This is a genomic window from Aquiflexum lacus, from assembly GCF_015476655.1.
Classification (GTDB): Bacteria; Bacteroidota; Bacteroidia; order Cytophagales; family Cyclobacteriaceae; genus Aquiflexum; species Aquiflexum lacus.
In genome coordinates this window covers 92,279-114,729 of the sequence record NZ_JABFHF010000005.1, presented here as the reverse complement: position 1 = coordinate 114,729, position 22,451 = coordinate 92,279, and the positions used below count along the sequence as shown (strand labels likewise).

Genomic DNA, 22,451 nt, shown 5'->3' with positions numbered 1-22,451 from the left:
TAATGAAAATTGGCATTTACGGAAATGAGATGATATCAATTTTCTCCTACCTACGGCAGGCAGGCGTCATCTCAAGTCGAAAAAATTTTGGAAATGTTCAGAATAGGGAATGATATTGAGGTCACCGAAATTGGACCACAGCAAGATCTGCCACCTGGGGTCGTCTTTTTGGGAGGAGGGTATCAATAGGAATCAGCCCATTCATAAATAGAAGCAAAATAAAACAGGCTTTAGCCAAAACAAAAAAATAGGATATAAGGTAGTCATTTATGTTTGGCTAAAGCCAGGGGGATTAGGCCTCTTTTTTTCCTCCAGCTAAAGCAGGAGGCAATTTATTCAAGAGCCCTTACCTTAAAAAAACGCGAAAGTCATCACTGATGATGATAAGGCTCATTTTTTAAAATGGTAAAAGCCCGGTACAACTGTTCTATAAAAAACACCCTGACCATTTGGTGTGAAAAAGTCATTTTGGAAAGGGAGATTTTGCCATTAGCTCTTTGATACACACTTTCAGAAAACCCATAAGGCCCTCCAATCACGAAAATCAATTGCTTCAGGCCCGCATTCATCTTCTTTTGGAGATAGTCCGAAAAATCCACGGAGGAATATTGCTTCCCCTGTTCATCCAGCAAAACCAATTCATCAGAAGCCTGTACTTTTTTTAAAATTAGCTCCCCCTCTTTTTCCTTTTGGGCTGCTTCGGAAAGGTTTTTAGCATTTTTTAGATCCGGAATGATTTCCATTTCAAACTTGATATAAAACCCCAAACGCTTGATATATTCCTCCAAAAGGGATTGGATAGCGGAATGGTCTGTTTTGCCGACGGCGATAAGTCTGATCTGCATCCTGCAAAATAATCAAAGCCCGATCTAATTATATTGAAAAAGAGATTTTATTAGGAAAAAAATTTTGTTTGGTAGATTTGGAGGAAAGCCCAAATGACAGGTTGGATAATTAGGATTTTGGCTCTAAGTTTAGATAATAAAATATATGCACAACTTATGGCGCTAATGGTTCCTGGAAGAATGATTAGCACCAAAGGTGGCGGAAGGCAAAACGTTAGAGTGCAATAAAAGAATCCTCACATTTCTGGAAGATATTATCTTATGAGATAACTTTTAGAATATGGTCAATTTAAAGAAACCAATCCCAACACCCATTTTTTGTAAACCAACATCTGCTTCCTGTAAGTGAAAAATCATTAACAAAAATTTATAACTTTTTGATAAACAATAAGATGCATTTTAATCTTATACACCTACAAACCAAAACTATTATAACTATGAAAAAATTATTGACTTTCGCGGTCCTTGTTGCATTTTTTGCAACCTCCGCATTCACTGCAAACAAAAATGCCACAATCAATCCTGATGCGGACATTGTAGACTTAGCGGTCCAAACCGAATTTTTGTCTACATTGGTAGCAGCTGTAAAAGCTGGAGATTTAGTAGATGTGTTGAAAGGCGACGGACCATTCACTGTTTTTGCTCCAACCAATGAAGCTTTTGCAAAATTACCTGCAGGGACTGTTGAAAATCTTTTGAAGCCTGAAAACAAAGCACAATTGGTAGCAGTATTGACTTACCATGTTGTTCCTGGAAAAGTTTATTCCAAAGATTTAAAAAATGGCATGAAAGCTAAGACTGTTCAAGGTTCTGATGTGACCATCACTTTGAAAGATGGAAAAGCAATGGTAAACAATGCTACTGTATCAGCTGCTGACATCGAGGCTTCCAACGGAGTAGTCCATGTTATCGATACGGTAATCCTTCCTTCAATGTAATTGTAATTGATTAAAACTAAAAAGCTCCATCAAAAATGATGGAGCTTTTTTTGTTCATGCTATTGTAAGTAATTTTTTCTTTTAAGAATTGATTCTACAAATTTCTTATCGTTTTCGGAATTGAAAATCTTAAATGGAAGGTGTATAAACTGTGCTTTAGACATGGTGAGTATAAAAGCATCCTTTTTAATTTCTGCTTTCTTGATCATATCCCATTTAATCGGCATGCCTTGTTTGGCATTCAGTTTCATCAGAACCTGCCTGCTATCTATTTCATAAGACATCCTTTCAAAAATTACTTTATTCTGTTCCATTTGGGTAACTCCGGCAAATTGGATGACCCAAAAAAGCCAATATAAAGCATAGGCCAAAATCGCCATGCTAATCCACCACCATGATGCGATCCAAAAATAGCCGCAGCCAATTGCTATTGCGATCAATACTACCCACCATTGCTCTCTTAAAATATTTGCCAAGCCTGCTTTGATGTAAGTACCTGTCTCTAATTGATATTTTTTTGTTTTTACTATCATTACCTTTATTTTTCAAAGCGCAAATATCTAACGATATGGCCTATTTCACAAGTTAATCCGAATTACTGTCAATATTTTTGGGATTTCTTTAATCAAAATTGTAACCAATGAGTTAATTAATTGACTTCTATGTCCTTTTGTAGTAAATTATACAAAATTTCTTTGTTATGAGTAGCTTAGCTGTTGATCTGATGTTATGTGGAATGGCCTATGTGGTACTGATTTATTTTGTTGCGACCATGACAAAATCAAGACTGGGTAGAAGTCAAAATAATGACGATGATGGTGACGGTGGAATCGAGGATTTTACTCCACCAAAAATTGATCTGCCTCCAGGTGTAATATGGCCATCTGATGGACCAAAAACAAAATCCCCCAAAGATCCCGTGGAAGCCTGATCAATTACATTTGTCACAAACACCCTGTACAAGTAAACTTACCTCCTTATTGATATATCCTGCAGGGAGGCTGATTTTTGGCAAACTTACTTCTTCGATACAAATAGTTTTACCACATTTTTCACATTTGAAATGTACGTGTTCATGGTCGTGGCTGTGTTTGCTCTCTTGTCCATTGTGGGAGCATAAGGCATATTTTGCAGCACCACTGTCATCAAGCACCTTATGGATGAGATCACTGTCCAGAAATGTTTTAAGCGTCCTGTAAAGCGTAACCCGGTCAAAATCCTTATCAAGCACTTCCTCAAGATCTGAATGGGATAGTGCAGACTGCCTTTCCAAAAAAAGTTTTAACACTTCTTTTCTACAATTTGTAATTCTTAGGTTGTGTTCCTGAAGTATTTGAAGAGGACTATGGGGCATTTCTGATTTTGATGTTTGGGTAAAATTAGGTACTTATGGGGATAACACAAAAAAAGGTCAAACTTGTTCAGCTTAACTATTTTTTGGATGAGTATTATAAATTCTATTTGGGTAAACTTCTTCATGTCATATATGGTTGATTTGATAATAAAGTTTTGAACTTACCCCATGATTCGGTGCTTTTATTTATTTCAAAAACCTGAAATTTGATAAACCGCAATTCAACCCATTTAAAAAGCTACACTATATTTTATGCATCATTATCAAACAATCATCATAGGAGGTGGACTTGCGGGACTGATCGCTGCGCATCAATTATCAAAAAATGGCAGGGAGGTTTTACTGATTGAAAAAAAAACTTATCCCTTTCACCGTGTTTGCGGTGAATACATTTCCAATGAAGTAAAAGATTTTCTGAAAAAAGAGGGTCTATACCCAACTGAAATCGGTCCATCTCATATCACCAAATTCCTTTTGACTTCCAGCAAAGGAAATGAAGCAAAAATGGATTTGGATTTAGGCGGATTTGGGATCAGCAGGTTTGCCCTCGATTTTTTTCTCTATCAAAAAGCAAAGGACGTAGGAGTTAAATTTTTACTCCAATCCCAAGTAGAAGAAGTGGAATTTGAAACCGAGGGGAACAGATTTATACTCAAATTGAATAAGGGTGATTCATTTTCAGCTGATCATGTCCTTGGCGCTTTCGGAAAAAGATCTAAAGTGGATAAAGCCATGAACCGGTCTTTTATGCATCAAAGAAGTCCATTTATTGGAGTCAAATACCATATCAAAACAGACTTTGACGCAAATACCGTCGCTCTGCATAATTTTGATGGAGGCTATTGTGGTATCAACCAAGTAGAAAACGGGACCTTCAACCTTTGTTATTTGGGTTCAAAAGAACAGCTACGTCTGTATGGGAATATTCCTGAAATGGAGAAAAATGTGCTTCATAAAAACCCTCATCTAAAACATCTATTTCAAAACAGCGAATTCATATTTGAAAAACCTGAGGTGATCAATGAAATCAATTTTTCACCAAAACAACCTGTGGAAAACCATATCCTGATGGCCGGAGATGCGGCAGGTTTGATTACTCCCTTGTGTGGAAATGGGATGGCCATTGCAATTCATACAGGAAAATTGGCTGCAGAGGCTATTCTGCAACACAAGGACAGGAACTCTATTGAAAAACACTATGCTGTTCAATGGAATCATTTTTTCAAAAACCGATTATGGATCGGGAGAAAGGTACAGTGGCTTTTTGGGTCCAAAGCTGTTTCAGAATTTTCGGTCGGACTGATCAAAAACTCTACTTTTGCCGCCACTCAAATTATTAAGCGAACCCATGGGGAGGTCTTTTAGTTAAAATTTACTAGATTAGTTTATTCAATATTAATCTAATGACAAAATACCTCCGTGATATTGGCCTTATTATGACGCTATTGTTCGCACTTTCCTGTACTGAGGAGGAGCCTCAAATATTGCCAGAAATCTCTTTAGATCAACCTAAAAGTATAAGTGCGGTCCGAGCGGTCATGACATCCAGACTGAAAAGAGATGGGACAGGAGGGGTGACGAGAAGAGGGATAACCTATAGCATCCATCGAAACCCTGATTTAGATGATTCAGTGCAAGAGGACCAAAGATTTTATGGCGCTTTTGATTATAAACTTTTTGATTTACTCCCCAATACAACTTATTATGTTAGAGCCTTTGCTCAGAATAGTGTGGGCTTAACTTTCAGTAATGAACTGGAGATTACAACCGAAGCAGAAGCAAACTACTCTATACTCGATACTGGCCCCGGAGGTGGTATTATATTTATGGATATGGGAAATTATGAAAATGGGTGGAGGTATATGGAAGCCCTTCCTCTAGATAATCCTAATCACAATAACGTTTTTTGGTTTGATCACCAGTACATTCCTATTGGAACCTTTCCTGGCATAGGGAAAGGAGAAATAAACAGTTACAAATTCAATATTCAGACTAGAGCTATTAACCAACTGAGTAGTATGCAGGTATTGGCAAATATGAGTTCAAATGGTTATAAAGATTGGTTTTTGCCTTCTATAGAAGAATTGGCGGAAGTTCGGGAAAAACTTTATTTGACCAATTTGGGTGGGTTTGAAGACGATGTTTATTGGAGCAGTACAGAAAAAGATGATTTGAAGAGCATCATTATGTATTTTTCAACTGGGCTTACTTTTTACGAATATAAAGCCTTTGCAAATAAAGTGATTGCTGTTCGCCTTTTTTAAAAAACCTGCATCACCTGCGTATTTTCCAAAAAATACCAAACAAAGAAAATATTCAATGCAATGCCTGAAATCCTGTTCATCCACATGGTCCAGGTGTAGGTAGTATATTTATCCTCATCTTTTCTTACAAAAGAAAACCAAATCAGAAAGTAAAGCACCACCGGCAGCATTGCCAACAAAAACCCGAAAAAGCCGCTTTCCTGATTTCTATCCAGGAAAAACCAACTAAAGCATATCCCTGTCACCAAAAACCAAATGCTGGAAAACAAAAAGGTACCCTTTTTCCCAAGTTTCAGACTCAAGGTAATATCCCCCCTCTTCGCATCTTCTTCATGTTGATACACTTGAGTGAGCGGATACGAACCCCAAAGCATCAAACTGGTCAATAACCCGGGAATCAGGACATGACTTTTGGTAAAAACTTCCCAACCAAAATCACTTAATCCTGCATAGGCCAAACCGAAAGTAAAACAACCCTGAAAGAATCCTGCTACAATCCAGCTGAGATAAGCATATTTTTTCAGTCTGATTGCAGGATGACTGTAGGCCATGGACACCAGACTATAGACCAACAACATGCTGCTGAACTGCCAATTGACCATAAATCCCAAAATCAGTGAAATAGCAAAAAAAATCAAGGAAAGATAATACAAACCTTTAGTAACTTTCGGGGGATTTCGTAATCCACCGATGCTTTTTTCATCTTTGTCGAAATAGCTATTATAGCCATTACTTGAAGGATACAAAAAAAGGTGAAGAGAAATAAAGACAATCATTAGTCTATCTCCACTTAAATTGGGGGACAATGCAAGAGCAAAAAAGAAAACAGGCATCAAATAAACCGAGAAAGGAATCCTAAGATGCTTCCAATTAGACAGCTTGAACATAAATCATTTTTGTTTTTAACTTTTAGGAATAGGAGATGTTTAGTCTTCAATATCGAAGTTAGAAAAAATAAGCTTAACTTAAGTTGATGAATAACCATATTGTTAGTATTGGTACCGCCAATCCAGGAAAACCAATTTTACAGTCCCAGATAGGGGCATTCATGAAAATGGCACATAACCTGGATTCCCAGGAAGCCCGAAAGCTGAATTTTGTTTACAGACAAACAGGTATAGAAAATCGGTACAGTGTTATAGAAGATTTCATGTATGAAGATCCGGAAGAATTCAATTTTTTTCCTTCCAACGCCACATTGGAACCTTTTCCTGGGACAAAACAAAGAATGGGGCTTTTTGAAAAATCAGGATTTGGTCTAGCAAAGGTTGCCATCCTGGATTGCTTAAAGAAAACAAGTTACCAAGCCTCAGATATTACACATATGATTTTGGTGTCCTGCACTGGCATGTTTGCCCCTGGACTAGAACTGGAAATCATGCATGCTATGGGTTTTCGCAAAGATGTGGAACGGTATGCCATCCACTTTATGGGATGCTATGCCGCATTTAATGGTATTAAATTAGCAGACAGAATATGTGACAGTGACCCTAAAGCAAAAGTCCTTATCTTATCTGTAGAATTATGTACAATTCACTTTCAAAAGGACTATAATGAAGATAACCTTTTGGCCAATGCGCTTTTTGGAGATGGTGCAGCAGCTGCTTTGGTCATGAGAGAAGAAGTCGGACTATCCATCAAGAAGTTTCACAGCAGGATTTTCAAAGAAGGAGAGAAAGACATGGCTTGGTCAATTGGTGACTTTGGTTTTGAAATGCGATTGAGTAAATACGTCCCAGAATTGCTTAGCAAAGGCCTTTTTGAAATCAATGATTATTTAGAAGAAATATTTCAATTGTCAAAAATCAGAAATTTCGCTATACATCCAGGAGGAAAGCAAATTCTTCAAAAAGTGGAGGAGGTTTTTGGAATTGAAAAATCACAGAATCTTCCCTCTCATGAAATCCTGAAAAACTTTGGCAATATGTCTTCAGCCACTATCTTGTTTGTCTTGAAAAAGTGGTTGACAGAAACACAACCTCCAGGAGATATTTTGGCAATGGGCTTTGGGCCGGGGTTAACTTTGGAAACCCTATTACTAGAAAAATGATGGGGAAATTCAGCCAAAGAAGCTATCAAAAAGAAATAATGGATGACCTTGATGCCGGTGGGAAATTGATGGAGGTGACTTTAAAAGAGCTCAAGATCATCAATAAACTCCTAGGCGGAAATAACGTGACCACATCGAGCTTAAGGCAGATCATGAACAAGTATCCCCAAAAAAGCTATTCCATTGCGGACATAGGCTGCGGAGGTGGGGATATGATCAGAGTAATGGCAAATTGGGCAAAACAAAAAAAAGTCAGCTGTCAGTTTACCGGGATTGATGCAAACCCAAATATTATCAAGATCGCCAAATCCAACCTTTCTGATATCAGCCAAGTTTCTTTCGAAACTCAGAATATTTTTGAAAGATCATTTTTAGAAAAAAAAGTAGATATCGTTACGTGCACACTTTTTACACATCATTTTACAAATGAGGAACTATTGTTACTGTTATCCTCTTTTAAAAAGAAAGCAAAGCTTGGAATAGTCATCAATGACCTGCATCGCCACCCAATAGCATTTTATAGCATTAAGCTTTTGACAGGATTATTTTCTAATTCTGCCATGGTCAAAAATGATGGCCCGCTTTCAGTACTCAGAAGTTTCAAAAAATCTGAACTCGCCAATATTTTAAAAACTTCGGGTATTACAGAATTCGAAATCAAATGGAAATGGGCATTCCGATGGAGAGTTACCGGCTACATTCTATAGGTTTGCATTCTTAAACCTCAAAAATACATTATGGATTACAATTTTGATTTAGACAATTTAGATGTTTATAAAGAAAAGGCAATTGACCTGCTGTTTCAGTTAGGCCCCGTATTATTAAAATCTATCATCTTACTTTTGGTAGGACGGTATGTCATCCGGCTTATCATGAAAGTCTTTGGTAATACGCTTGTCAAATATGAGATAGAGCCGTCATTGGCTACTTTCTTCAAGAGTTTTTTAAATGCCCTTTTGTGGGTATTGTTGATCATCAGTGTTGCCACCACATTGGGAATGGAAATGACCTCATTTGTAGCCATTCTCGGTGCCGCAGGACTTGCAATAGGACTTGCTTTACAGGGTTCTTTGGCCAATTTCGCAGGTGGTGTTTTGATTTTGGTTTTCAAACCATTCCGAATAGGTGATACTGTGGAAGCCCAAGGAACTTTAGGTTCAGTGGAAAGCATTGATATCCTCTATACCAAAATAAGGAATTTCGACAATAAAGTGGTTACTGTCCCAAATGGTGCACTGGCCAATAATTCGATAACCAATTATTCCCAGAAACCTACCCGGAGGGTTGAAATCAACGTAGGTGTAGCTTATGGTACTGACCTAAAGAAAACAAGAAATGTAATTCTTGAGGTACTTAAATTAGATGAAAGAATTCACCTCGACCCTGAACCGATCGTCAAATTCGTCAACTTTGGGGATAGTTCACTTGACCTCACCATTAGAGTTTGGACAGATGCAGCTAACCTTTGGCCAGTATATTGGGACAATATGGAAGTCATCAAAGAAACACTTGAAGAACATGAGATTGAAATTCCATTCCCTCAAAGGACACTTCACCACATATACCCTGATGGTGATAAGAAATAATCGATAGGTAAAATCAAAAATTACTATAGCCTTATTTTTTCCAAAAATAGGGCTATTTATATTTCTCAATTGTTTAGAAAAAATTAACTTGTAATGATATTCTTTCATTCACCATTTAAAATAAACAATTATGGATTTTGACCTTTCTCTTATTACAGACATGATTATTCTTTATGCACCAAGAGTATTGGGCGCATTAGTAACTCTTATTGTAGGCTTTTGGCTTGCAGGACTCATTGCCAATAAGACAAGACAATTAATGGATAAAAATAATGTGGACCCGACCTTGGTACCATTTATTTTTTCTTTGATTTCCATTACCATTAAAGTCTTAGTATTATTTAGTGCAGCATCAATGTTTGGCATTGAGGTCACTTCGTTTATTGCAATTTTTGGTGCACTTGCCTTTGCGATAGGTCTGGCTTTGCAGGGAAACTTGAGTCATCTTGCTGCAGGAGTACTAATTTTATTTTTCAAGCCATTTAGGGTCGGCGACTTCATTGTCACCAATAGCTATTCAGGTACAGTCAAAGAAATCCAGATATTCAATACCATTTTGACTACGCTTGACAATAGAGTCATTATTATTCCTAATGGTTTGATTTCATCCAACCCTTTGGAAAACCTCACGGCAAATTCTATCAGGAAAGTGCCTTTGACTTTTGGAATAAGTTATGGTGCTGATATTGACAAAGCCAGGGCTGTAATTAAGCAAGTTGCCGAATCATGCGAGTTCATCGACCATAGTCAGACTATCGATATTCTTGTTTCTGAACTTGGAGATTCATCTGTGAATTTTGCAGTAAGACCTTGGTGCAAGACGGAAGATTTTTGGAATGTGCATTTTTTCATGCAAGAAAACATCAAAAAGGCATTTGATAAAGAAAACATCGGGATTCCTTTCCCACAAAGAGATGTGCATCACTATTATCCTGAAGGAAAAAAATGAGAAAAAAGCCGGACAAATTTTCCGGCTTTTTCTATATTTTAATCAAATTTGATGGGAATGGTTTTATCATTATGCGTGACGGACGCTGTTTTATCACAGGCACCATCTCCATAATCAATCAAAAACTTCTGACTTGTATCTAAGGTAATCTCAACCTTGCCCGAAGACGGAATCCAATTACCCTTGTCAGTACATGACTGGATAAACAACAACTCTTGTTCAATCAATGACATGTAAGATACTCCCGTTCTGGTTTTACCTCCCGAGCCACCGGTTACTTTCAATTTTATTCCATTCGAATCGGTGGGAAGAAAAAACTTCTTTTCATACTCTCCTTCTATGGTAGCAAATGTTCCGTCAGGCCAAGTCGCTTTACCTGCAGCAATCACTGTTTCAAAAAGAAAATATTTGCCCTCTGCATTAAATCCTTTGTGAATCAATTTTCTCCTTCCTTCTATTTTAAGCCCGTTTACTTCATAGCCATCAAAAGAAATGGTGATTTCAGCATTGGAATCAAATGTAAATCCTGAGTAAAATAGCATGACTTTACCTTTCCTCATGATTCCTTTGGGACTAAGACATCCTTCCCCAAAATCGATAACAATAGATTTGTTATTAGGGAAAAAGTCAACTTTGGTGTTTTCACATAAATCAGTGCCTACATCCAAATTTGTTCTGGAACTAAGCCCATTGCTTTGCATAGCAGAGAATGCGAGGAAATCTACGTCCTCAAAAGATGCTGTAACTTGTGCTTCCTCCTGCAAGACAGCACTGTCTTGACTGGGCAAAAGTTCTTCTGTTCTTTCACAGGAAACCAAAAAAAATAGGAATCCAAATGCAAACAGGAAAGTAGGGTTTTGTGGGTGATTTACTTTCATATAGATTAAGTTTTATCCATGAAAGTAAAAGAAAAAATCAGAATAAATACAGAGTTAACTAATCATTTTTTTTGTTTTTTCTGCCCTTAGCCTTTGAATCTGAGGCACATCCAATATTTTTGGTAAGAGATACATTTTCCGGTATACCACCGAAACCTTCAGAATAATCAACTTCTGAAAATATTTCATCTTCTAAGACTTTTTTTTTCTTTTTTTTCATTTCAGTTAATTATTTCTGAATCCAATAAGATAAAATTCAATTCATCAATATCGGTATCGTTAAGTTTAAGCGTTCCCTTGATCGTGATAATTTCATCCACTTTGATCCGTTTGGATGGTTTATTTTTGAGGTAGGCCACCACAATACTCTCCGGGCCGGCACCTCCACAAAAGAAACACTCTGCATTTGGAAATTTACTAAGTACTGCAAAGTCAGAGGTACTGACATCCAAAGGAATATAAAAACCTGTGACCTCTACTGTTTTCCCCTCCATCGCTTTAAGCTCATCCGGGAAAATGGGATATAGAAAATACATCCCATATTCTCTGTTCAACTTTTCTACAAACCTTGTTTTTGACAATAAAGCCCATATGTCAGGACTCTTTACTGTCGCTCCTAAACCTAAGGAAAAGGCCAAAAAAAACACCATTGTAAATCTTTTCATATTTATTGTCCTCTTGGATTGAATGAAGACTCCGGACGAACCGGAGTCTTGCTGTCAACCACCATCATCCTAATGAAGAGAACACTATAAGAATGAGATAATTCAAATATCTTTAAAAAAAATAATTATTGCAACAATATTGCATTTATAATTTTTAATGCCGCCTCCTAAATCTTTTAATATCTTTGGAACATGAAATTTGAACACGGAACAACCGACATAAAAGATGCCCTGAAGAGATGTAAAAGAAAGGGATTTGGGCTTGCTACAGGTAGGTTTTTTCTTTTTTTGTTCATAATAGCTGCTTTGATAATCGGGCTAACTGATAAGCCGATATTTATTCTTGCGTTCCTGATTTGTTCGGTTCTCTTTGTTTACCTTATTATTCAATACAATACCAATAAAGATTGGATCGAATTTTTTACACAATTGAACGAAATGGAAGTAGAAAAAACCAAAAGAAAATCAAGAAATCTCAAGGACTTAGATTCAGGTTCGGAATTTATAGAAAAGCTCCACCCCTACTCCAATGACCTTGATCTTTTTGGTCAACATTCACTTTTTCAATTGATCAACCACACAGTGAGTAAAAGTGGGAAATCACTTCTTGCAGCTTGGATGAAAGATAGGATCAACCCCGATGCTGCCAAACAAAAAGCTGAGGCTATTCAGGAACTTAGAACTAACAGTAGCTTTTTAGCATCTTTTGAGGCATCTGGAAGGGCTTTTATGAAAAACGAAAACCCAAAAACTAAATTTTATGCATGGCTTAGTCAACCGGAAAACTGGAGTGCTGTTTACTTTCTACCTCTAATCGTTGGTCCTTTGGGAGGTATTTCAATCATCCTTGCTGCGGTATTTGGATTGATAGCCCCTGCCTGGGTCGGGGCTTGGATAATTATCGGCATTGTATTTTTATCCTTGATTTTCAAAAACCTGCAGCAAGCTTCCTCTATCATGCCCAATCAGGGGGATATCAAGACTTTTAGCAAATGGGCATCAGAAATAGAAAGAATGCGTTTAGATGGCGAATATCTCAATCAACTTCAGAAACCATTTAAAAACCAAGATTTTGATGCCTCGGTGATTTTGAAATCCTTAGAGCAAAAATCCTTTATGCTTCAAAACAGGTTCAATCTGATGTATTTGATTTTTAATATGCTATTTTGGATTGATTTTTTCCTTTATTGGAGAACAGTTAAATGGAAAAAGAGATTTGCCAATCATTTAGCTGAGTGGGAAGGTTATTTTGATATTTGGCAGGCTTTGGTTTCGCTGGCCACTTTCAGTAATGAAGAAGACCTCAAATGTCAGGTGGATTGGTCAAGCGATAGAATCATAGATACGAAAGATTTGGTCCATCCGCTTCTTCATCCCAAAGAAGCTGTAGGAAATGATTTTTCTTTAGATGAAAACACTAAAATTGTTTTGCTGACAGGATCCAATATGTCCGGAAAAACAACTTTTATGAGAACGTTGGGAATCAATCTTGTTATTGCCAATTTAGGACTTTCACCCTTCGCTTCTACATTTAAGACAGGCACTTTTCAACTATTTACCAGTATGAGAAATACGGACAATTTGGGAGAAAGCGTGAGTTCGTTTTATGCAGAATTGGCTAGGATCAAGCAATTACTTACCATGGCCGAAAATGGAGAAAAGGTTCTATTCCTTTTAGACGAAATTCTAAAAGGAACCAATACAGTTGACCGCATCATGGGAAGTGAATCCCTCATTAAGCAATTGGCAAACTCCAATTGCAAAGGAATTATTTCTACACATGATATTGAACTCAGTCAGCTGGAAAGTAAACTTGATTACCTTGAAAATAAAAGTTTTCACAGTGAGATTGCAGACAATGAAATCTACTTCGATTACAAAATAAAGGATGGACCATGTCCTAGTTTCAATGCTCACAAACTCATGGAACTGATGGGTATTAAATTTAGCAAATAGGGTTTATGGCATGATAATTGGATTTATATCATTTATAATCAATTATTTAACTAAACCAACTATACCATGAGTTCTTTATTATATTTGATTGCTGTCATATTGATCATCGGATGGATCTTCGGATTCTTTGTTTATAGTGTTGGAGGTATAATCCACATCTTACTTGTATTGGCTGTCGTCGCTATTTTATTAAGACTTATCGGAGGAAGACCTGTCTAATCCTTAAAACTGAATATTCAAGCCCTTTTTTTAAGGGCTTTTTTTTTAATAAAATTCTGATTTTCGATATCCTGCATTTTTCTCTTATTTTTGAGCAAATAAATGCAAGAAGGTGCAAGAAAATTATCAACAAAAGATTTTGGGCATTTTGGGAGGCGGTCAATTGGGTCGAATGATTATTCAATCCGCTATCAGCTATAATATAGACATACATATTTTAGATCCCGACCCAAACGCCCCCTGTAAAGATATCTGTCAGGATTTCACTCAGGGTAAACTCACTGATTTTGATACAGTATATCGTTTTGGAAAAAACTGTGATATCATTACCATTGAAATAGAAAATGTAAATACCGAAGCACTTCAGAGACTTGTCGATGAGGGGAAAGAGGTTTTTCCTCAACCCCATATCATCAAAATGATACAGGATAAGCGGCTCCAAAAGGAATTTTATAAAAAAAATAATATACCAACAGCGGATTTTATATTGACCGCCAACAAGGAAGAGGTCAAGGCCAATTCCGAATTTTTACCTGCAGTCAATAAGTTAGGAAGAGAAGGCTATGATGGCAGGGGCGTACAGGTACTAAAAACCAAAGAAGACTTAGAAAAGGCTTTCGATGCACCTGGCCTCTTGGAAAAATTAATAGACTTTGAACAGGAGTTGTCAGTAATTGTAGCCCGGAACAAAAAAGGAGAAACTATTGCTTATCCATCGGTCGAATGTTCCTTCCATCCAACCGCCAATTTGGTAGAATTCCTATTTGCACCAGCAAACATCTCAGCAAAAATTGAGGAGAAAGCAAAATCACTTGCTTTTCAGGTTATTGAAAAACTGGACATGGTCGGAATCCTGGCCGTTGAAATGTTTGTGACCAAATCAGGTGAAATACTCGTCAATGAAATCGCTCCAAGGCCACATAACAGCGGACACCATACCATTGAAGCAAATTTTACTTCACAATTTGAACAACACATAAGGTCAGTTTTGAACATGCCTTTGGGAGATACTGCTTTAAGATGTCCTGCTGCCATGGTGAATCTATTGGGGGAAGACGGTTTTACCGGTAATGCCCTTGTAGAAGGAATGGATAATGCAGTTTCCCAAAAAGGGGTTTATGTACATCTATATGGTAAAAAGGTTACAAAACCATTTAGAAAAATGGGCCATGTTACCATTTTGGACGAAGACGTCTCAGTATTGAAAAAACGTGCCTTAGAAATCAAAGAAATCATAAAAATAAAAGCTTGAGCAATGTCCATACAAGTAGGAATTATCATGGGAAGCAAATCCGATTTACCAATCATGTCAGAAGCGGCAATCGTTTTGGAAGAATTGGGTGTAACTTATGAATTGACAGTAGTCTCTGCCCACCGAACACCGCACAGGATGGTATCATACGCAGAGTCCGCCAAAAGTAGAGGAATTAAAATAATTATAGCCGGGGCAGGTGGTGCTGCCCATTTGCCCGGAATGGTGGCTTCACTGACCACACTTCCGGTTTTGGGTGTCCCCATCAAATCCTCCAATTCTATTGACGGATGGGACAGTGTTCTTTCCATCCTTCAAATGCCCGCAGGAATTCCTGTAGCTACCCTTGCATTGAACGGCGCAAGAAATGCAGGAATACTTGCCGCATCAATTTTGGGTGCTTTCAATGAGGAGACTTCAGCAAAATTATCAGCATTTAAGGAATCCTTGAAAGAAAAAGTTGAAATCTCTGCAAAAGAAATTGAAACAAAGGGATGGAGGAATACGTAAAAACTAGTAGGCTTATAAATTAAAGTTTAATTACTTTTAATTTTATTAGAGAAGCGAGGCAAATATGTCTCGCTTCTTTTTTTGCTTTATAAATAACTTGATAAGAAATCCGATATTTACCCCATGGACCTCAAAAAAAATATTCGTTTCAAAATAGGTAGTGAAAATTGGGAAATGCCTTTGGGTATATTGCTTTTACTTTTGGGTATTTCTTTGGTATTGATGATAGTAGGGGCCTATATGGGATTCCGCTTTGGTCAAAACATCACCTAATCCTCAAAAATCCCCCAACCATCGTTATTTTTTTGAGTGGGATCAAATCCTTTGACCCAATCCACAAACATGGATTTATAATCTTTGATGGCATCCCTTAACAACTGAAGGTGTTCCTCTGCATGCGTACCTTCCAATGCCAGTTGATATGTCATTGAATGTAAGCTTCTAGCGTTGATTTTCATCAGTACGGCATTTTCCATTTTGAGAATATAATCATCAACACCTTCAGCTCCTGCGAATTTCGCTGGTAAAACACCCGCACTTTCGAGCATCAATCCTCCATAAAGTTCCATCCTAGCCTCATCCAAAGAGCCTACCAAAGCCCGGGTGAGTTCAAAGATATCCATACCTTTCTTCATCAAAGGATGCTTGTCTATCCTTTCATTTTCTCTTCGGAATTCCTCTTCGTCATTTTCATCCCAGTCCTCATCATCAAAGTCGTCCCACATCGTAATATCTGATTTAAAAAAACATAATAAACTATAAGAATTGCCTCATGATAGATAAAATGAGGCAATTCTTTTCTATTCTTCATATTTGGGCAATCCCACTAGAAAGGCAATACATCATCTCCGCTTTCATCAGAGAAAGTAGTCACATCAGGGACTGATGTAGCAGCTGAGTTTGGGTTAGCTTTAGGCTGATTTCCTTTTTCGACCTTCCATGCTTTGACATCTGTATACCACTTTCCATTGTATTCACGGCTTTCAATGTCCACTGAGGCATTGACTTCGTCACCCATATTCATATTAAACTGATCAATATTATCTCCCCAAACAGTAAGACAAACTTTTTTAGGGTAAGTGCCAGGTAATTCCAAAACATAATCTCTTTTTCGCCAGCTACCTTTTGCTGAAGTTCCACCTTGTTCAGGCAAGATTTGTACTATTTTTCCGCTTAGTTCCATAATTTTTATTAGTATTGAAAAACGAAGTTACTAAAAAGACAAGATTTCCTTAAGCTTTTTACCCAAAGCTTGATCAACTTCGCTATTCAAATAAATTTTCATGAATATATTTTGGAATTAAGACAACTCTATACTAAAAACAGGAGTTTATCCGTTATAGAGTTAAAATTTAAAATTTTTATTTTGTAAAAAGAGCGTCTGACTTCCGAATTAAATTTCAGTTTTTTTATTGTAAAGTACAAAATATTCTATTTTGACTTTTTTTAGTTAATTTCATTTTCAAAAAAAACACAGTTTCTATTGCATCAATGTTATTGAATTTTTACATTTGAAAGCAATCTTTAAATTGTTTCACCCCTTAAGATATACTATGGCATAAACCTCTACGTTATTAAAAAAGTCAATTTGTATGAGCAATAGGTTAATTCCTAAAGATGCCGAACTGATCGCACAGTATAGAAGCGGAAGTGAAGCAGCATTTGAAAAGTTAGTAAACAAATACAGTCCGAGAGTTTACACCACCATTTATCTGATCGTCAAAGATCAGGGCGTAGCAGAGGATTTACTTCAAGATGTATTTGTAAAAGTAGTACAGACTTTGAGTTCTGACGGTTATAACGAAGAGGGTAAATTTCAGCCATGGTTGATGCGCATAGCGCACAATTTAGCCATCGATTATTTCAGAAAATGCAAACGCTATCCGACCATAGTCATGGAGGATGGTGCCAATATTTTCAATACACTGAGATTTGCCGAGGAAAATATAGAGGACCTCAAAGTCAAAGAAGATACTGTTGAACTGGTCAGGAAGCTAATAGACGAGCTTCCCGAAACACAGAAACAGGTGCTCATCATGAGACATTATATGGATTTGAGTTTTCAGGAAATTGCAGAACAGACCGGAGTGAGTATCAATACAGCTTTGGGAAGAATGCGATACGCTTTGATAAACATGAGGAAAAAACTAAAACAATTAAACGTTGCCTATGACAAAATCTTTTACCCCAAATGACCTGATTAGATATATCTATCAGGAAATGAGCGAGGGTGAGAATGAGCTGTTTGTGCAGGCCTTGCGCGGTAATGAAACCTTGATGCAAGACTATTTAGAGATGCTGAGCACTATCGGACAATTGGACCAACTCATTCTACAACCTTCGGAAAAAGTAGTAAAGGCCATCCTTAAGAGGGCCAAATCTACAGGACTCGAAAAAGTTTGATAGATTCAGACGACATGGTAACCTGAAAGCGAAGAGCTTTCAGGTTTTTTTTTCAAACTTCACCAATTAATCGAATAGGTTATTAATCGATAATTAGCTTTCAAGAGGCATGCGCAAGTCACCATATATAAGGTGTTCGTAATCGCTATTTTTAATCTGCAATTTCAACTTCTTGGTAAGTATTGGCATAATCTATAAGATTTTCAGATCTACCTTTCAGGCTTTTGTCAAAGAAATCCAAAATTAATTCACTTGTAATTTGGTATGCCCTATATGGGTTGATCTTTCCGGCTTCATTGATCAGTGAAAAGTTTACAAGAAGTGGAATATCCATGAAATTTGAATGACCGGCATCTCTAATAACAATGCTATTAAAATTATCTAAATTCCGGTAGGCAAACTTGTTTAGGTTGAGATGCTCTTGATCCCAATCCGAAGAGACCAATAGAAAGGGTTTCTGTATTGTGGTATCAATCATAACACCCCACTGCACCCCATCTAAGTTAATTCCAGCCATTATTCTGTCATCATCGAGCATCGCTTGGCCAACAGCTGACCCACCTTGGGAATGACCAAATACGCCAACTTTGGATAAATCCAAATGTCCTGAAAGAAACGAGGTCTCATTCCATTGAGCTAAGCGGTCAATCACCTCAGAAATATCTTTACTCCACCTCAAAGAAATTTCAGCGGCAACATAATTTCTAATCAGGTCTTCAACTGCTAACAATTGATCATATTCATTATTTGCTTTCTCATATTCTTGTATGGCATTCCAAGCCATCTCTCCCATTATTTCAGTATTGGTTTTCTGGTCAAAAGCTTTGTCATATAGTTTGATTTCTCCATCGGGAAATAGAGAACCGCTACTTTCATAGGTATGGTTGATATTGAATATAATATAGCCATGACTCACTATTTCTTCCATCAAGGCATAGTAACCAAACGCCTCGGCATTAGACCCATGTGAAAAAATCAGAATAGGAAACTTTTCCTCTGCAATTTGCGGCTTTTGGTAAGTGTTGGTTTCTACGTAATCGAGATAGTGGGTAATTGACTCGGGAAGCCCATATTTACTCGAAAAACCTAGTCTGTTCCCTTGATTCAGATAGGACTCTTTTTCTTCATTGACTACAACTGAGGGATACCAGACCTTTACCATAATTGCTCTTTTGTCTTCGGGGTCTTCCGTAATTACTTCGAGATGATCTGACATGATTTTCAAATATTGAGAACCCACCTTATACTCACCGCTTGGTGTCGGCAATTTGAATACCGGGAAAATAATAGGTATTGTCCACCCGATGCCTAATGATATGATCAAAAAAAACAAAGTGAGGGTAACAGCTAACTTTCCCTTTGCCTGAAATCTGATTTTCCCCAAAAGAAATATAATAATAACCAAGGCTATCAAATATCCAGAAATCATCTGCCATCGCAACCCCTCAAGAAAAACGTGCATGATAAATAGCACTGAAATAATTGAAAGGCCTGTTAATTTGTTTCTACTGGAAAAATTAAATAAATAAAGGAAAGGAAATACAGTACATACAATCAATAATATCACTTCAAACAGTCTCATGCGCTATTGTTTTGAACAAACTTAATGTTCTGTTACTTAATAGTTAGCAAAAGCTTGATGGACAAATGATAGACAGGAATATAACAATCACACAATCATATATTTAAAAGAAAAAGGTCCAAGTCTTCTTTGGCTGCTAATGTCATCTTTTTTCGAAGTCGGTATCGTGCTTTATTTACGCTTGCAGGGGTAATGTTCATGATTCTGCTGATTTCTTTTGCTGTAAGCTTCAATCGGATCAAAGAACAGACCCTTAACTCATGGGCAGTAATATTGGGGATCAATTTTAAGAGGGTTTCACTAAAATGAGGATAGACTTTTTCGAAATCCGCATAAAATGAATTGACTTGATTGGGGTTGAAATCAGATTTGATCAACTGTTGTAAAGATTCATCAATATTTGTTTCCAGAATCAGATTTCTTGATTCTAGATTTGAAATCTCCCGTTCAAAAGCCCTTTTTTCAAGTTGCTCAGATAGATTTCTTTTCCAGATAAATTTGTGCCGGATTCGGTTCAGTTGTCTTTTTCTGATGAAATAAGGAATAGCAACGTATCCCACAATAAAAAAAAGGAGGGCACTTATAAACAGCACACTGAAAACAAACCAGGTATCTGTATCAACTCTAAAATTCATTAGTATTCAAATCTTTTTTCAAAAATAACCATTGCCAAAGAACTTTACCTTTTCCAATAGGTACCAATTATCCGAAAGGAGTTCCTTTTTTAAGTTTTTCACCCTATTACTTTGCATCAGGAATTTCATTTATATGAAAATAAATTTTGAGCCCTCTTTCTTTGGCGATTTTAACATCTTGGTCTGCACCTTTGGATTCACCGGGAATTCTCAGGATGGCATCACATTTTTCCAATAACCTGTGAGCAACAGGATACTGGATTTCATTCCAGATATCATCTCCGGGTTTTTGTGAACCTGCAAGATGGAGCAAGGGCAAAGCCACCCATTCTCCAATCATAGGAACATGCCCTTTTCTAAAAATCGGTAAAGCCATGGCTTCAAGATTGTCAAGGTTTTTACGGATAAGGACGGGGTCATCATTTGTGCCACTTCGATATGGGCCTGCAATTAGAATCAGCATAAGATCTTTTTGTCAAATTAACTTCTTCTAATCCCTAAAAAAAATAAGGTATATTAAGAAATCAAAAAAATTACCTTCCTCAATCCTTTTTACCTCTTATTGAGCTCAGGAATTCAGGAGTAATTCCAAGATAGGTTGCTGTTTGTTTGAGGGTAATTTTATTGGCTATCTGAGGATACTTTTGGACAAATTGATCATAGCGGTCTATTGCGGGTAGGGATAGGTTTTGAATTATTCGGAGTTGCTCCCTACAATAGGCATTTTGCATTAAAATTCTAAAAAACTTATTGAATTGAGGGATATGATCATATAGTTTATCAAGATTCTCTTTTGACAACTTCAAAATTTCACAAGACTCCACAACCTGAATATTGACCATAGCAGGAAGACCGTTCAGGAAACAATACATATCCGTAATCCACCAATCCTTCACTGCAAACATTACTGTGGCTTCTTTGCCATCAGGATTTAAATAATATGCCCGTAGAATACCTTCATTGACAAAGTTAATATGATTGCAAAGCTCTCCTTGCCTAAGAATAAATTTGTTCCGGACAATGTGTTCCTCCTCTAAAAGACTCAGGAAATGGTTTTTTTCTTCATTATTCAAAGAAATGTATTTGCAGATATTTGAAAGAATCAAATCAGTGTTCACATTGAGAAAATTAAATGGAGGAGCAATCCAAAAGCAATTTTACTAAAGTTTTGTGCAATTATAAAGAGAAAGCTCTTTAGACAAATACAAAGCCATTTCATCGGATTTAAGCGGTGAACTTGGCTAAGGCATTTAGTATCCCCTGCAATTAAGTCTGGTTATTTGTAACTGAGGTAAAGCCAGATTATACCTAATAGGACTGACTACAATTATGTAATATTTAATATTTTTAACATTATATATGAAATTTTAACAAAAAAATAAGTATTAATTTTGATTAATAATTGAGATAATATAATTATTTATTTTGCCTTTTGAAAATTAAAACCAACATTACAAAACAAAATTACCATGAAAAAGAACCAAAAATTTGGCATTTTAACTGGGATTGGAATTGCATTCCTCCTATTGACTTTTGCTCCACAGGGACACGCACAAAGCGACAATCCCGGACCACGAGTTGGAATAAAGGGTGGCCTAAACTTTTCCCAATTCTTCGTAGACCAACCTACTGTTGATGATGAAAATATGAAGGTAGGATTACACTTTGGTATTTTTACCAAAATAGCTTTAACAGATTTCCTAGCTATTCAACCCGAATTGCTCTATACAAGCTTAGGTTCTAAGGTTTCCTATGGTGGAAGTGACGTGGAAAGCCTTTTAGGAATTAGAGAGGGTGAAGTAAGATTCAATTTGAATTATATTCAATTGCCATTAGGGTTGGCATTCAATCTTGGTCCATTGAAGATAAATGCAGGGCCTTATGTGTCGTATCTACTTTCGGCCAATGTGAAAAATCTTCAATCTTCAGATCTTTCCACGAGTGACCCAATAGAATTGGACAAGGATGATTTCAATTCATTGGATTATGGGGTGTTTGCCGGATTAGGTTTCGACATTGGGAATGTAACCATTGGTGCGAGATACAATCATGGATTGCGTGAAGTAGGTTCATCAGGATTAGGTGGTACGCTTACCAACAATTCCAGAAATGGTGTAGCCCAGATTTTTCTTGGATTCGGATTCTAATGTCATCGTTCTACATTAAAGAAATGTAAATTATCTTTTGAATATGAAGATTAACAAAACCTGGTTTTCTATGGACTTTTCTAGAAAATCAGGTTTTTTTATGCAGACTACTTTAATAATGAGGTAGAAACCATGCATCGAAAACTGATAAAACTTCCATGAAAGTACAGGAAAGACAAAAATCTTTTAAAAAATGTCCCTGATAGAATGACAATCTT

General features: G+C 36.9%; 29 protein-coding genes. 16 read left to right on the top strand and 13 right to left on the bottom strand.

Going from position 1 to position 22,451, the window contains the following annotated elements:
• Window positions 1–371 precede the first annotated feature (371 nt).
• Window positions 372–845 (bottom strand): 23S rRNA (pseudouridine(1915)-N(3))-methyltransferase RlmH, encoded by a 474-nt coding sequence (gene rlmH, locus HMJ38_RS06635; protein WP_194973590.1) that lies wholly within the window; start codon window positions 843–845, stop codon window positions 372–374.
• A gap of 437 nt (window positions 846–1,282) precedes the next feature.
• Between rlmH and HMJ38_RS06630 the strand changes: the two genes are divergently transcribed.
• Window positions 1,283–1,783 (top strand): fasciclin domain-containing protein, encoded by a 501-nt coding sequence (locus tag HMJ38_RS06630; RefSeq protein ID WP_194973589.1) that lies wholly within the window; start codon window positions 1,283–1,285, stop codon window positions 1,781–1,783.
• A 59-nt stretch (window positions 1,784–1,842) separates the two neighbouring features.
• On the opposite strand, the gene HMJ38_RS06625 is transcribed toward HMJ38_RS06630, so the two are convergent.
• Window positions 1,843–2,316, bottom strand: a complete 474-nt coding sequence (locus HMJ38_RS06625; RefSeq protein WP_194973588.1) for a YcxB family protein — start codon at window positions 2,314–2,316, stop codon at window positions 1,843–1,845.
• Between the two features lie 167 nt (window positions 2,317–2,483).
• On the opposite strand from HMJ38_RS06625, the gene HMJ38_RS06620 reads away from it, so the two are divergent.
• Window positions 2,484–2,714: a hypothetical protein gene (locus HMJ38_RS06620; RefSeq protein WP_194973587.1), complete on the top strand. Its 231-nt coding sequence runs from the start codon at window positions 2,484–2,486 to the stop codon at window positions 2,712–2,714.
• On the opposite strand, the gene HMJ38_RS06615 is transcribed toward HMJ38_RS06620, so the two are convergent.
• Complete coding sequence (locus HMJ38_RS06615) at window positions 2,715–3,137, bottom strand: Fur family transcriptional regulator (protein ID WP_194973586.1); 423 nt, start codon at window positions 3,135–3,137, stop codon at window positions 2,715–2,717.
• A 252-nt stretch (window positions 3,138–3,389) separates the two neighbouring features.
• Here HMJ38_RS06615 and HMJ38_RS06610 point away from each other — a divergent pair, with 252 nt between their 5' ends.
• Both HMJ38_RS06610 and HMJ38_RS06605 read left to right on the top strand, forming a co-directional pair.
• Complete coding sequence (locus tag HMJ38_RS06610; protein ID WP_194973585.1) at window positions 3,390–4,502, top strand: NAD(P)/FAD-dependent oxidoreductase; 1,113 nt, start codon at window positions 3,390–3,392, stop codon at window positions 4,500–4,502.
• Window positions 4,503–4,540: 38 nt separating this feature from the next.
• On the top strand, window positions 4,541–5,401 hold the full coding sequence (locus HMJ38_RS06605) for a hypothetical protein (protein WP_194973584.1): 861 nt from the start codon (window positions 4,541–4,543) through the stop codon (window positions 5,399–5,401).
• Here the strand turns inward: HMJ38_RS06605 and HMJ38_RS06600 are convergent.
• Complete coding sequence (locus HMJ38_RS06600; RefSeq protein WP_194973583.1) at window positions 5,398–6,288, bottom strand: UbiA family prenyltransferase; 891 nt, start codon at window positions 6,286–6,288, stop codon at window positions 5,398–5,400. The two genes, HMJ38_RS06605 and HMJ38_RS06600, sit on opposite strands and share 4 nt — an antisense overlap.
• Before the next feature lie 86 nt (window positions 6,289–6,374).
• On the opposite strand from HMJ38_RS06600, the gene HMJ38_RS06595 reads away from it, so the two are divergent.
• The 4 genes from HMJ38_RS06595 to HMJ38_RS06580 all read left to right on the top strand — a co-directional run bounded on the left by HMJ38_RS06595 (window position 6,375) and on the right by HMJ38_RS06580 (window position 9,986).
• Entirely contained in the window at window positions 6,375–7,451 is a 1,077-nt protein-coding gene (locus HMJ38_RS06595) for a type III polyketide synthase (RefSeq protein ID WP_194973582.1), read from the top strand.
• Entirely contained in the window at window positions 7,448–8,158 is a 711-nt protein-coding gene (locus tag HMJ38_RS06590) for a methyltransferase domain-containing protein (protein WP_194973581.1), read from the top strand. The genes HMJ38_RS06595 and HMJ38_RS06590 overlap by 4 nt, the downstream gene beginning before the upstream one ends.
• A 30-nt stretch (window positions 8,159–8,188) precedes the next feature.
• Window positions 8,189–9,037 (top strand): mechanosensitive ion channel family protein, encoded by an 849-nt coding sequence (locus HMJ38_RS06585; protein ID WP_194973580.1) that lies wholly within the window; start codon window positions 8,189–8,191, stop codon window positions 9,035–9,037.
• 130 nt (window positions 9,038–9,167) lie between these two features.
• Window positions 9,168–9,986 carry a mechanosensitive ion channel family protein gene (locus HMJ38_RS06580; protein WP_194973579.1) on the top strand — a complete coding sequence of 273 codons (819 nt, stop codon included), beginning with the start codon at window positions 9,168–9,170 and terminating at the stop codon, window positions 9,984–9,986.
• A gap of 38 nt (window positions 9,987–10,024) precedes the next feature.
• Here HMJ38_RS06580 and HMJ38_RS06575 read toward each other — a convergent pair whose 3' ends face one another.
• From HMJ38_RS06575 to HMJ38_RS06565, 3 genes are read right to left on the bottom strand one after another with little or no spacing between them, the layout of a single operon-like run.
• Window positions 10,025–10,864 carry a hypothetical protein gene (locus HMJ38_RS06575; protein WP_194973578.1) on the bottom strand — a complete coding sequence of 280 codons (840 nt, stop codon included), beginning with the start codon at window positions 10,862–10,864 and terminating at the stop codon, window positions 10,025–10,027.
• 58 nt (window positions 10,865–10,922) lie between these two features.
• Entirely contained in the window at window positions 10,923–11,084 is a 162-nt protein-coding gene (locus tag HMJ38_RS06570; protein ID WP_194973577.1) for a hypothetical protein, read from the bottom strand.
• Window position 11,085: 1 nt separating this feature from the next.
• Entirely contained in the window at window positions 11,086–11,529 is a 444-nt protein-coding gene (locus tag HMJ38_RS06565) for a hypothetical protein (protein ID WP_228779924.1), read from the bottom strand.
• 192 nt (window positions 11,530–11,721) lie between these two features.
• On the opposite strand from HMJ38_RS06565, the gene HMJ38_RS06560 reads away from it, so the two are divergent.
• The 5 genes from HMJ38_RS06560 (at window position 11,722) to HMJ38_RS06540 (ending at window position 15,739) form a co-directional block, all read left to right on the top strand.
• A complete protein-coding gene (locus HMJ38_RS06560; RefSeq protein WP_194973576.1) occupies window positions 11,722–13,485 on the top strand; it encodes a MutS-related protein in 1,764 nt (587 codons plus the stop codon).
• 66 nt (window positions 13,486–13,551) lie between these two features.
• Complete coding sequence (locus HMJ38_RS06555; protein ID WP_194973575.1) at window positions 13,552–13,704, top strand: lmo0937 family membrane protein; 153 nt, start codon at window positions 13,552–13,554, stop codon at window positions 13,702–13,704.
• Between the two features lie 112 nt (window positions 13,705–13,816).
• Window positions 13,817–14,956 carry a 5-(carboxyamino)imidazole ribonucleotide synthase gene (locus HMJ38_RS06550; RefSeq protein ID WP_194973574.1) on the top strand — a complete coding sequence of 380 codons (1,140 nt, stop codon included), beginning with the start codon at window positions 13,817–13,819 and terminating at the stop codon, window positions 14,954–14,956.
• 3 nt (window positions 14,957–14,959) lie between these two features.
• On the top strand, window positions 14,960–15,466 hold the full coding sequence (purE, locus tag HMJ38_RS06545) for a 5-(carboxyamino)imidazole ribonucleotide mutase (protein WP_194973573.1): 507 nt from the start codon (window positions 14,960–14,962) through the stop codon (window positions 15,464–15,466).
• Between the two features lie 123 nt (window positions 15,467–15,589).
• Entirely contained in the window at window positions 15,590–15,739 is a 150-nt protein-coding gene (locus tag HMJ38_RS06540; RefSeq protein ID WP_194973572.1) for a hypothetical protein, read from the top strand.
• On the opposite strand, the gene HMJ38_RS06535 is transcribed toward HMJ38_RS06540, so the two are convergent.
• Complete coding sequence (locus HMJ38_RS06535; protein ID WP_194973571.1) at window positions 15,736–16,191, bottom strand: hypothetical protein; 456 nt, start codon at window positions 16,189–16,191, stop codon at window positions 15,736–15,738. The genes HMJ38_RS06540 and HMJ38_RS06535 overlap by 4 nt on opposite strands.
• 101 nt (window positions 16,192–16,292) lie before the next feature.
• Window positions 16,293–16,649 (bottom strand): DUF3127 domain-containing protein, encoded by a 357-nt coding sequence (locus tag HMJ38_RS06530; protein ID WP_194973570.1) that lies wholly within the window; start codon window positions 16,647–16,649, stop codon window positions 16,293–16,295.
• A 409-nt stretch (window positions 16,650–17,058) separates the two neighbouring features.
• Between HMJ38_RS06530 and HMJ38_RS06525 the strand changes: the two genes are divergently transcribed.
• Complete coding sequence (locus tag HMJ38_RS06525; protein ID WP_194973569.1) at window positions 17,059–17,661, top strand: RNA polymerase sigma factor; 603 nt, start codon at window positions 17,059–17,061, stop codon at window positions 17,659–17,661.
• On the top strand, window positions 17,636–17,869 hold the full coding sequence (locus HMJ38_RS06520) for a hypothetical protein (RefSeq protein WP_194973568.1): 234 nt from the start codon (window positions 17,636–17,638) through the stop codon (window positions 17,867–17,869). Before HMJ38_RS06525 ends, HMJ38_RS06520 begins: the two co-directional genes overlap by 26 nt.
• A 151-nt stretch (window positions 17,870–18,020) precedes the next feature.
• Here HMJ38_RS06520 and HMJ38_RS06515 read toward each other — a convergent pair whose 3' ends face one another.
• The 4 genes from HMJ38_RS06515 to HMJ38_RS06500 all read right to left on the bottom strand — a co-directional run bounded on the left by HMJ38_RS06515 (window position 18,021) and on the right by HMJ38_RS06500 (window position 21,204).
• A complete protein-coding gene (locus tag HMJ38_RS06515) occupies window positions 18,021–19,451 on the bottom strand; it encodes an alpha/beta hydrolase family protein (RefSeq protein WP_194973567.1) in 1,431 nt (476 codons plus the stop codon).
• A gap of 95 nt (window positions 19,452–19,546) precedes the next feature.
• On the bottom strand, window positions 19,547–20,086 hold the full coding sequence (locus HMJ38_RS06510) for a helix-turn-helix transcriptional regulator (protein ID WP_194973566.1): 540 nt from the start codon (window positions 20,084–20,086) through the stop codon (window positions 19,547–19,549).
• 106 nt (window positions 20,087–20,192) lie between these two features.
• Window positions 20,193–20,549, bottom strand: a complete 357-nt coding sequence (locus tag HMJ38_RS06505) for a DUF4406 domain-containing protein (protein ID WP_194973565.1) — start codon at window positions 20,547–20,549, stop codon at window positions 20,193–20,195.
• Window positions 20,550–20,628: 79 nt separating this feature from the next.
• Window positions 20,629–21,204: a Crp/Fnr family transcriptional regulator gene (locus tag HMJ38_RS06500; RefSeq protein ID WP_194973564.1), complete on the bottom strand. Its 576-nt coding sequence runs from the start codon at window positions 21,202–21,204 to the stop codon at window positions 20,629–20,631.
• 351 nt (window positions 21,205–21,555) lie between these two features.
• On the opposite strand from HMJ38_RS06500, the gene HMJ38_RS06495 reads away from it, so the two are divergent.
• Window positions 21,556–22,233 (top strand): porin family protein, encoded by a 678-nt coding sequence (locus HMJ38_RS06495; protein WP_194973563.1) that lies wholly within the window; start codon window positions 21,556–21,558, stop codon window positions 22,231–22,233.
• Window positions 22,234–22,451 lie beyond the last annotated feature (218 nt).

Excerpts from the sequence above, each read along its gene's own strand:
- HMJ38_RS06625 (WP_194973588.1), bottom strand. The coding sequence starts at position 2,316 with ATGATAGTAAAAACAAAAAAATATCAATTAGAGACAGGTACTTACATC.
- HMJ38_RS06515 (WP_194973567.1), bottom strand. The coding sequence starts at position 19,451 with ATGAGACTGTTTGAAGTGATATTATTGATTGTATGTACTGTATTTCCT.
- HMJ38_RS06605 (WP_194973584.1), top strand. The coding sequence starts at position 4,541 with ATGACAAAATACCTCCGTGATATTGGCCTTATTATGACGCTATTGTTC.
- HMJ38_RS06505 (WP_194973565.1), bottom strand. The coding sequence starts at position 20,549 with ATGCTGATTCTAATTGCAGGCCCATATCGAAGTGGCACAAATGATGAC.
- HMJ38_RS06540 (WP_194973572.1), top strand. The coding sequence starts at position 15,590 with ATGGACCTCAAAAAAAATATTCGTTTCAAAATAGGTAGTGAAAATTGG.
- HMJ38_RS06590 (WP_194973581.1), top strand. The coding sequence starts at position 7,448 with ATGATGGGGAAATTCAGCCAAAGAAGCTATCAAAAAGAAATAATGGAT.
- HMJ38_RS06610 (WP_194973585.1), top strand. The coding sequence starts at position 3,390 with ATGCATCATTATCAAACAATCATCATAGGAGGTGGACTTGCGGGACTG.
- HMJ38_RS06620 (WP_194973587.1), top strand. The coding sequence starts at position 2,484 with ATGAGTAGCTTAGCTGTTGATCTGATGTTATGTGGAATGGCCTATGTG.
- HMJ38_RS06510 (WP_194973566.1), bottom strand. The coding sequence starts at position 20,086 with ATGAATTTTAGAGTTGATACAGATACCTGGTTTGTTTTCAGTGTGCTG.
- HMJ38_RS06560 (WP_194973576.1), top strand. The coding sequence starts at position 11,722 with ATGAAATTTGAACACGGAACAACCGACATAAAAGATGCCCTGAAGAGA.
- HMJ38_RS06535 (WP_194973571.1), bottom strand. The coding sequence starts at position 16,191 with ATGTGGGACGACTTTGATGATGAGGACTGGGATGAAAATGACGAAGAG.
- HMJ38_RS06530 (WP_194973570.1), bottom strand. The coding sequence starts at position 16,649 with ATGGAACTAAGCGGAAAAATAGTACAAATCTTGCCTGAACAAGGTGGA.
- HMJ38_RS06555 (WP_194973575.1), top strand. The coding sequence starts at position 13,552 with ATGAGTTCTTTATTATATTTGATTGCTGTCATATTGATCATCGGATGG.
- HMJ38_RS06570 (WP_194973577.1), bottom strand. The coding sequence starts at position 11,084 with ATGAAAAAAAAGAAAAAAAAAGTCTTAGAAGATGAAATATTTTCAGAA.
- purE (WP_194973573.1), top strand. The coding sequence starts at position 14,960 with ATGTCCATACAAGTAGGAATTATCATGGGAAGCAAATCCGATTTACCA.
- HMJ38_RS06615 (WP_194973586.1), bottom strand. The coding sequence starts at position 3,137 with ATGCCCCATAGTCCTCTTCAAATACTTCAGGAACACAACCTAAGAATT.
- HMJ38_RS06575 (WP_194973578.1), bottom strand. The coding sequence starts at position 10,864 with ATGAAAGTAAATCACCCACAAAACCCTACTTTCCTGTTTGCATTTGGA.
- HMJ38_RS06525 (WP_194973569.1), top strand. The coding sequence starts at position 17,059 with ATGAGCAATAGGTTAATTCCTAAAGATGCCGAACTGATCGCACAGTAT.
- HMJ38_RS06585 (WP_194973580.1), top strand. The coding sequence starts at position 8,189 with ATGGATTACAATTTTGATTTAGACAATTTAGATGTTTATAAAGAAAAG.
- HMJ38_RS06520 (WP_194973568.1), top strand. The coding sequence starts at position 17,636 with ATGACAAAATCTTTTACCCCAAATGACCTGATTAGATATATCTATCAG.
- HMJ38_RS06565 (WP_228779924.1), bottom strand. The coding sequence starts at position 11,529 with ATGAAAAGATTTACAATGGTGTTTTTTTTGGCCTTTTCCTTAGGTTTA.
- rlmH (WP_194973590.1), bottom strand. The coding sequence starts at position 845 with ATGCAGATCAGACTTATCGCCGTCGGCAAAACAGACCATTCCGCTATC.
- HMJ38_RS06495 (WP_194973563.1), top strand. The coding sequence starts at position 21,556 with ATGAAAAAGAACCAAAAATTTGGCATTTTAACTGGGATTGGAATTGCA.
- HMJ38_RS06630 (WP_194973589.1), top strand. The coding sequence starts at position 1,283 with ATGAAAAAATTATTGACTTTCGCGGTCCTTGTTGCATTTTTTGCAACC.
- HMJ38_RS06600 (WP_194973583.1), bottom strand. The coding sequence starts at position 6,288 with ATGTTCAAGCTGTCTAATTGGAAGCATCTTAGGATTCCTTTCTCGGTT.
- HMJ38_RS06595 (WP_194973582.1), top strand. The coding sequence starts at position 6,375 with ATGAATAACCATATTGTTAGTATTGGTACCGCCAATCCAGGAAAACCA.
- HMJ38_RS06580 (WP_194973579.1), top strand. The coding sequence starts at position 9,168 with ATGGATTTTGACCTTTCTCTTATTACAGACATGATTATTCTTTATGCA.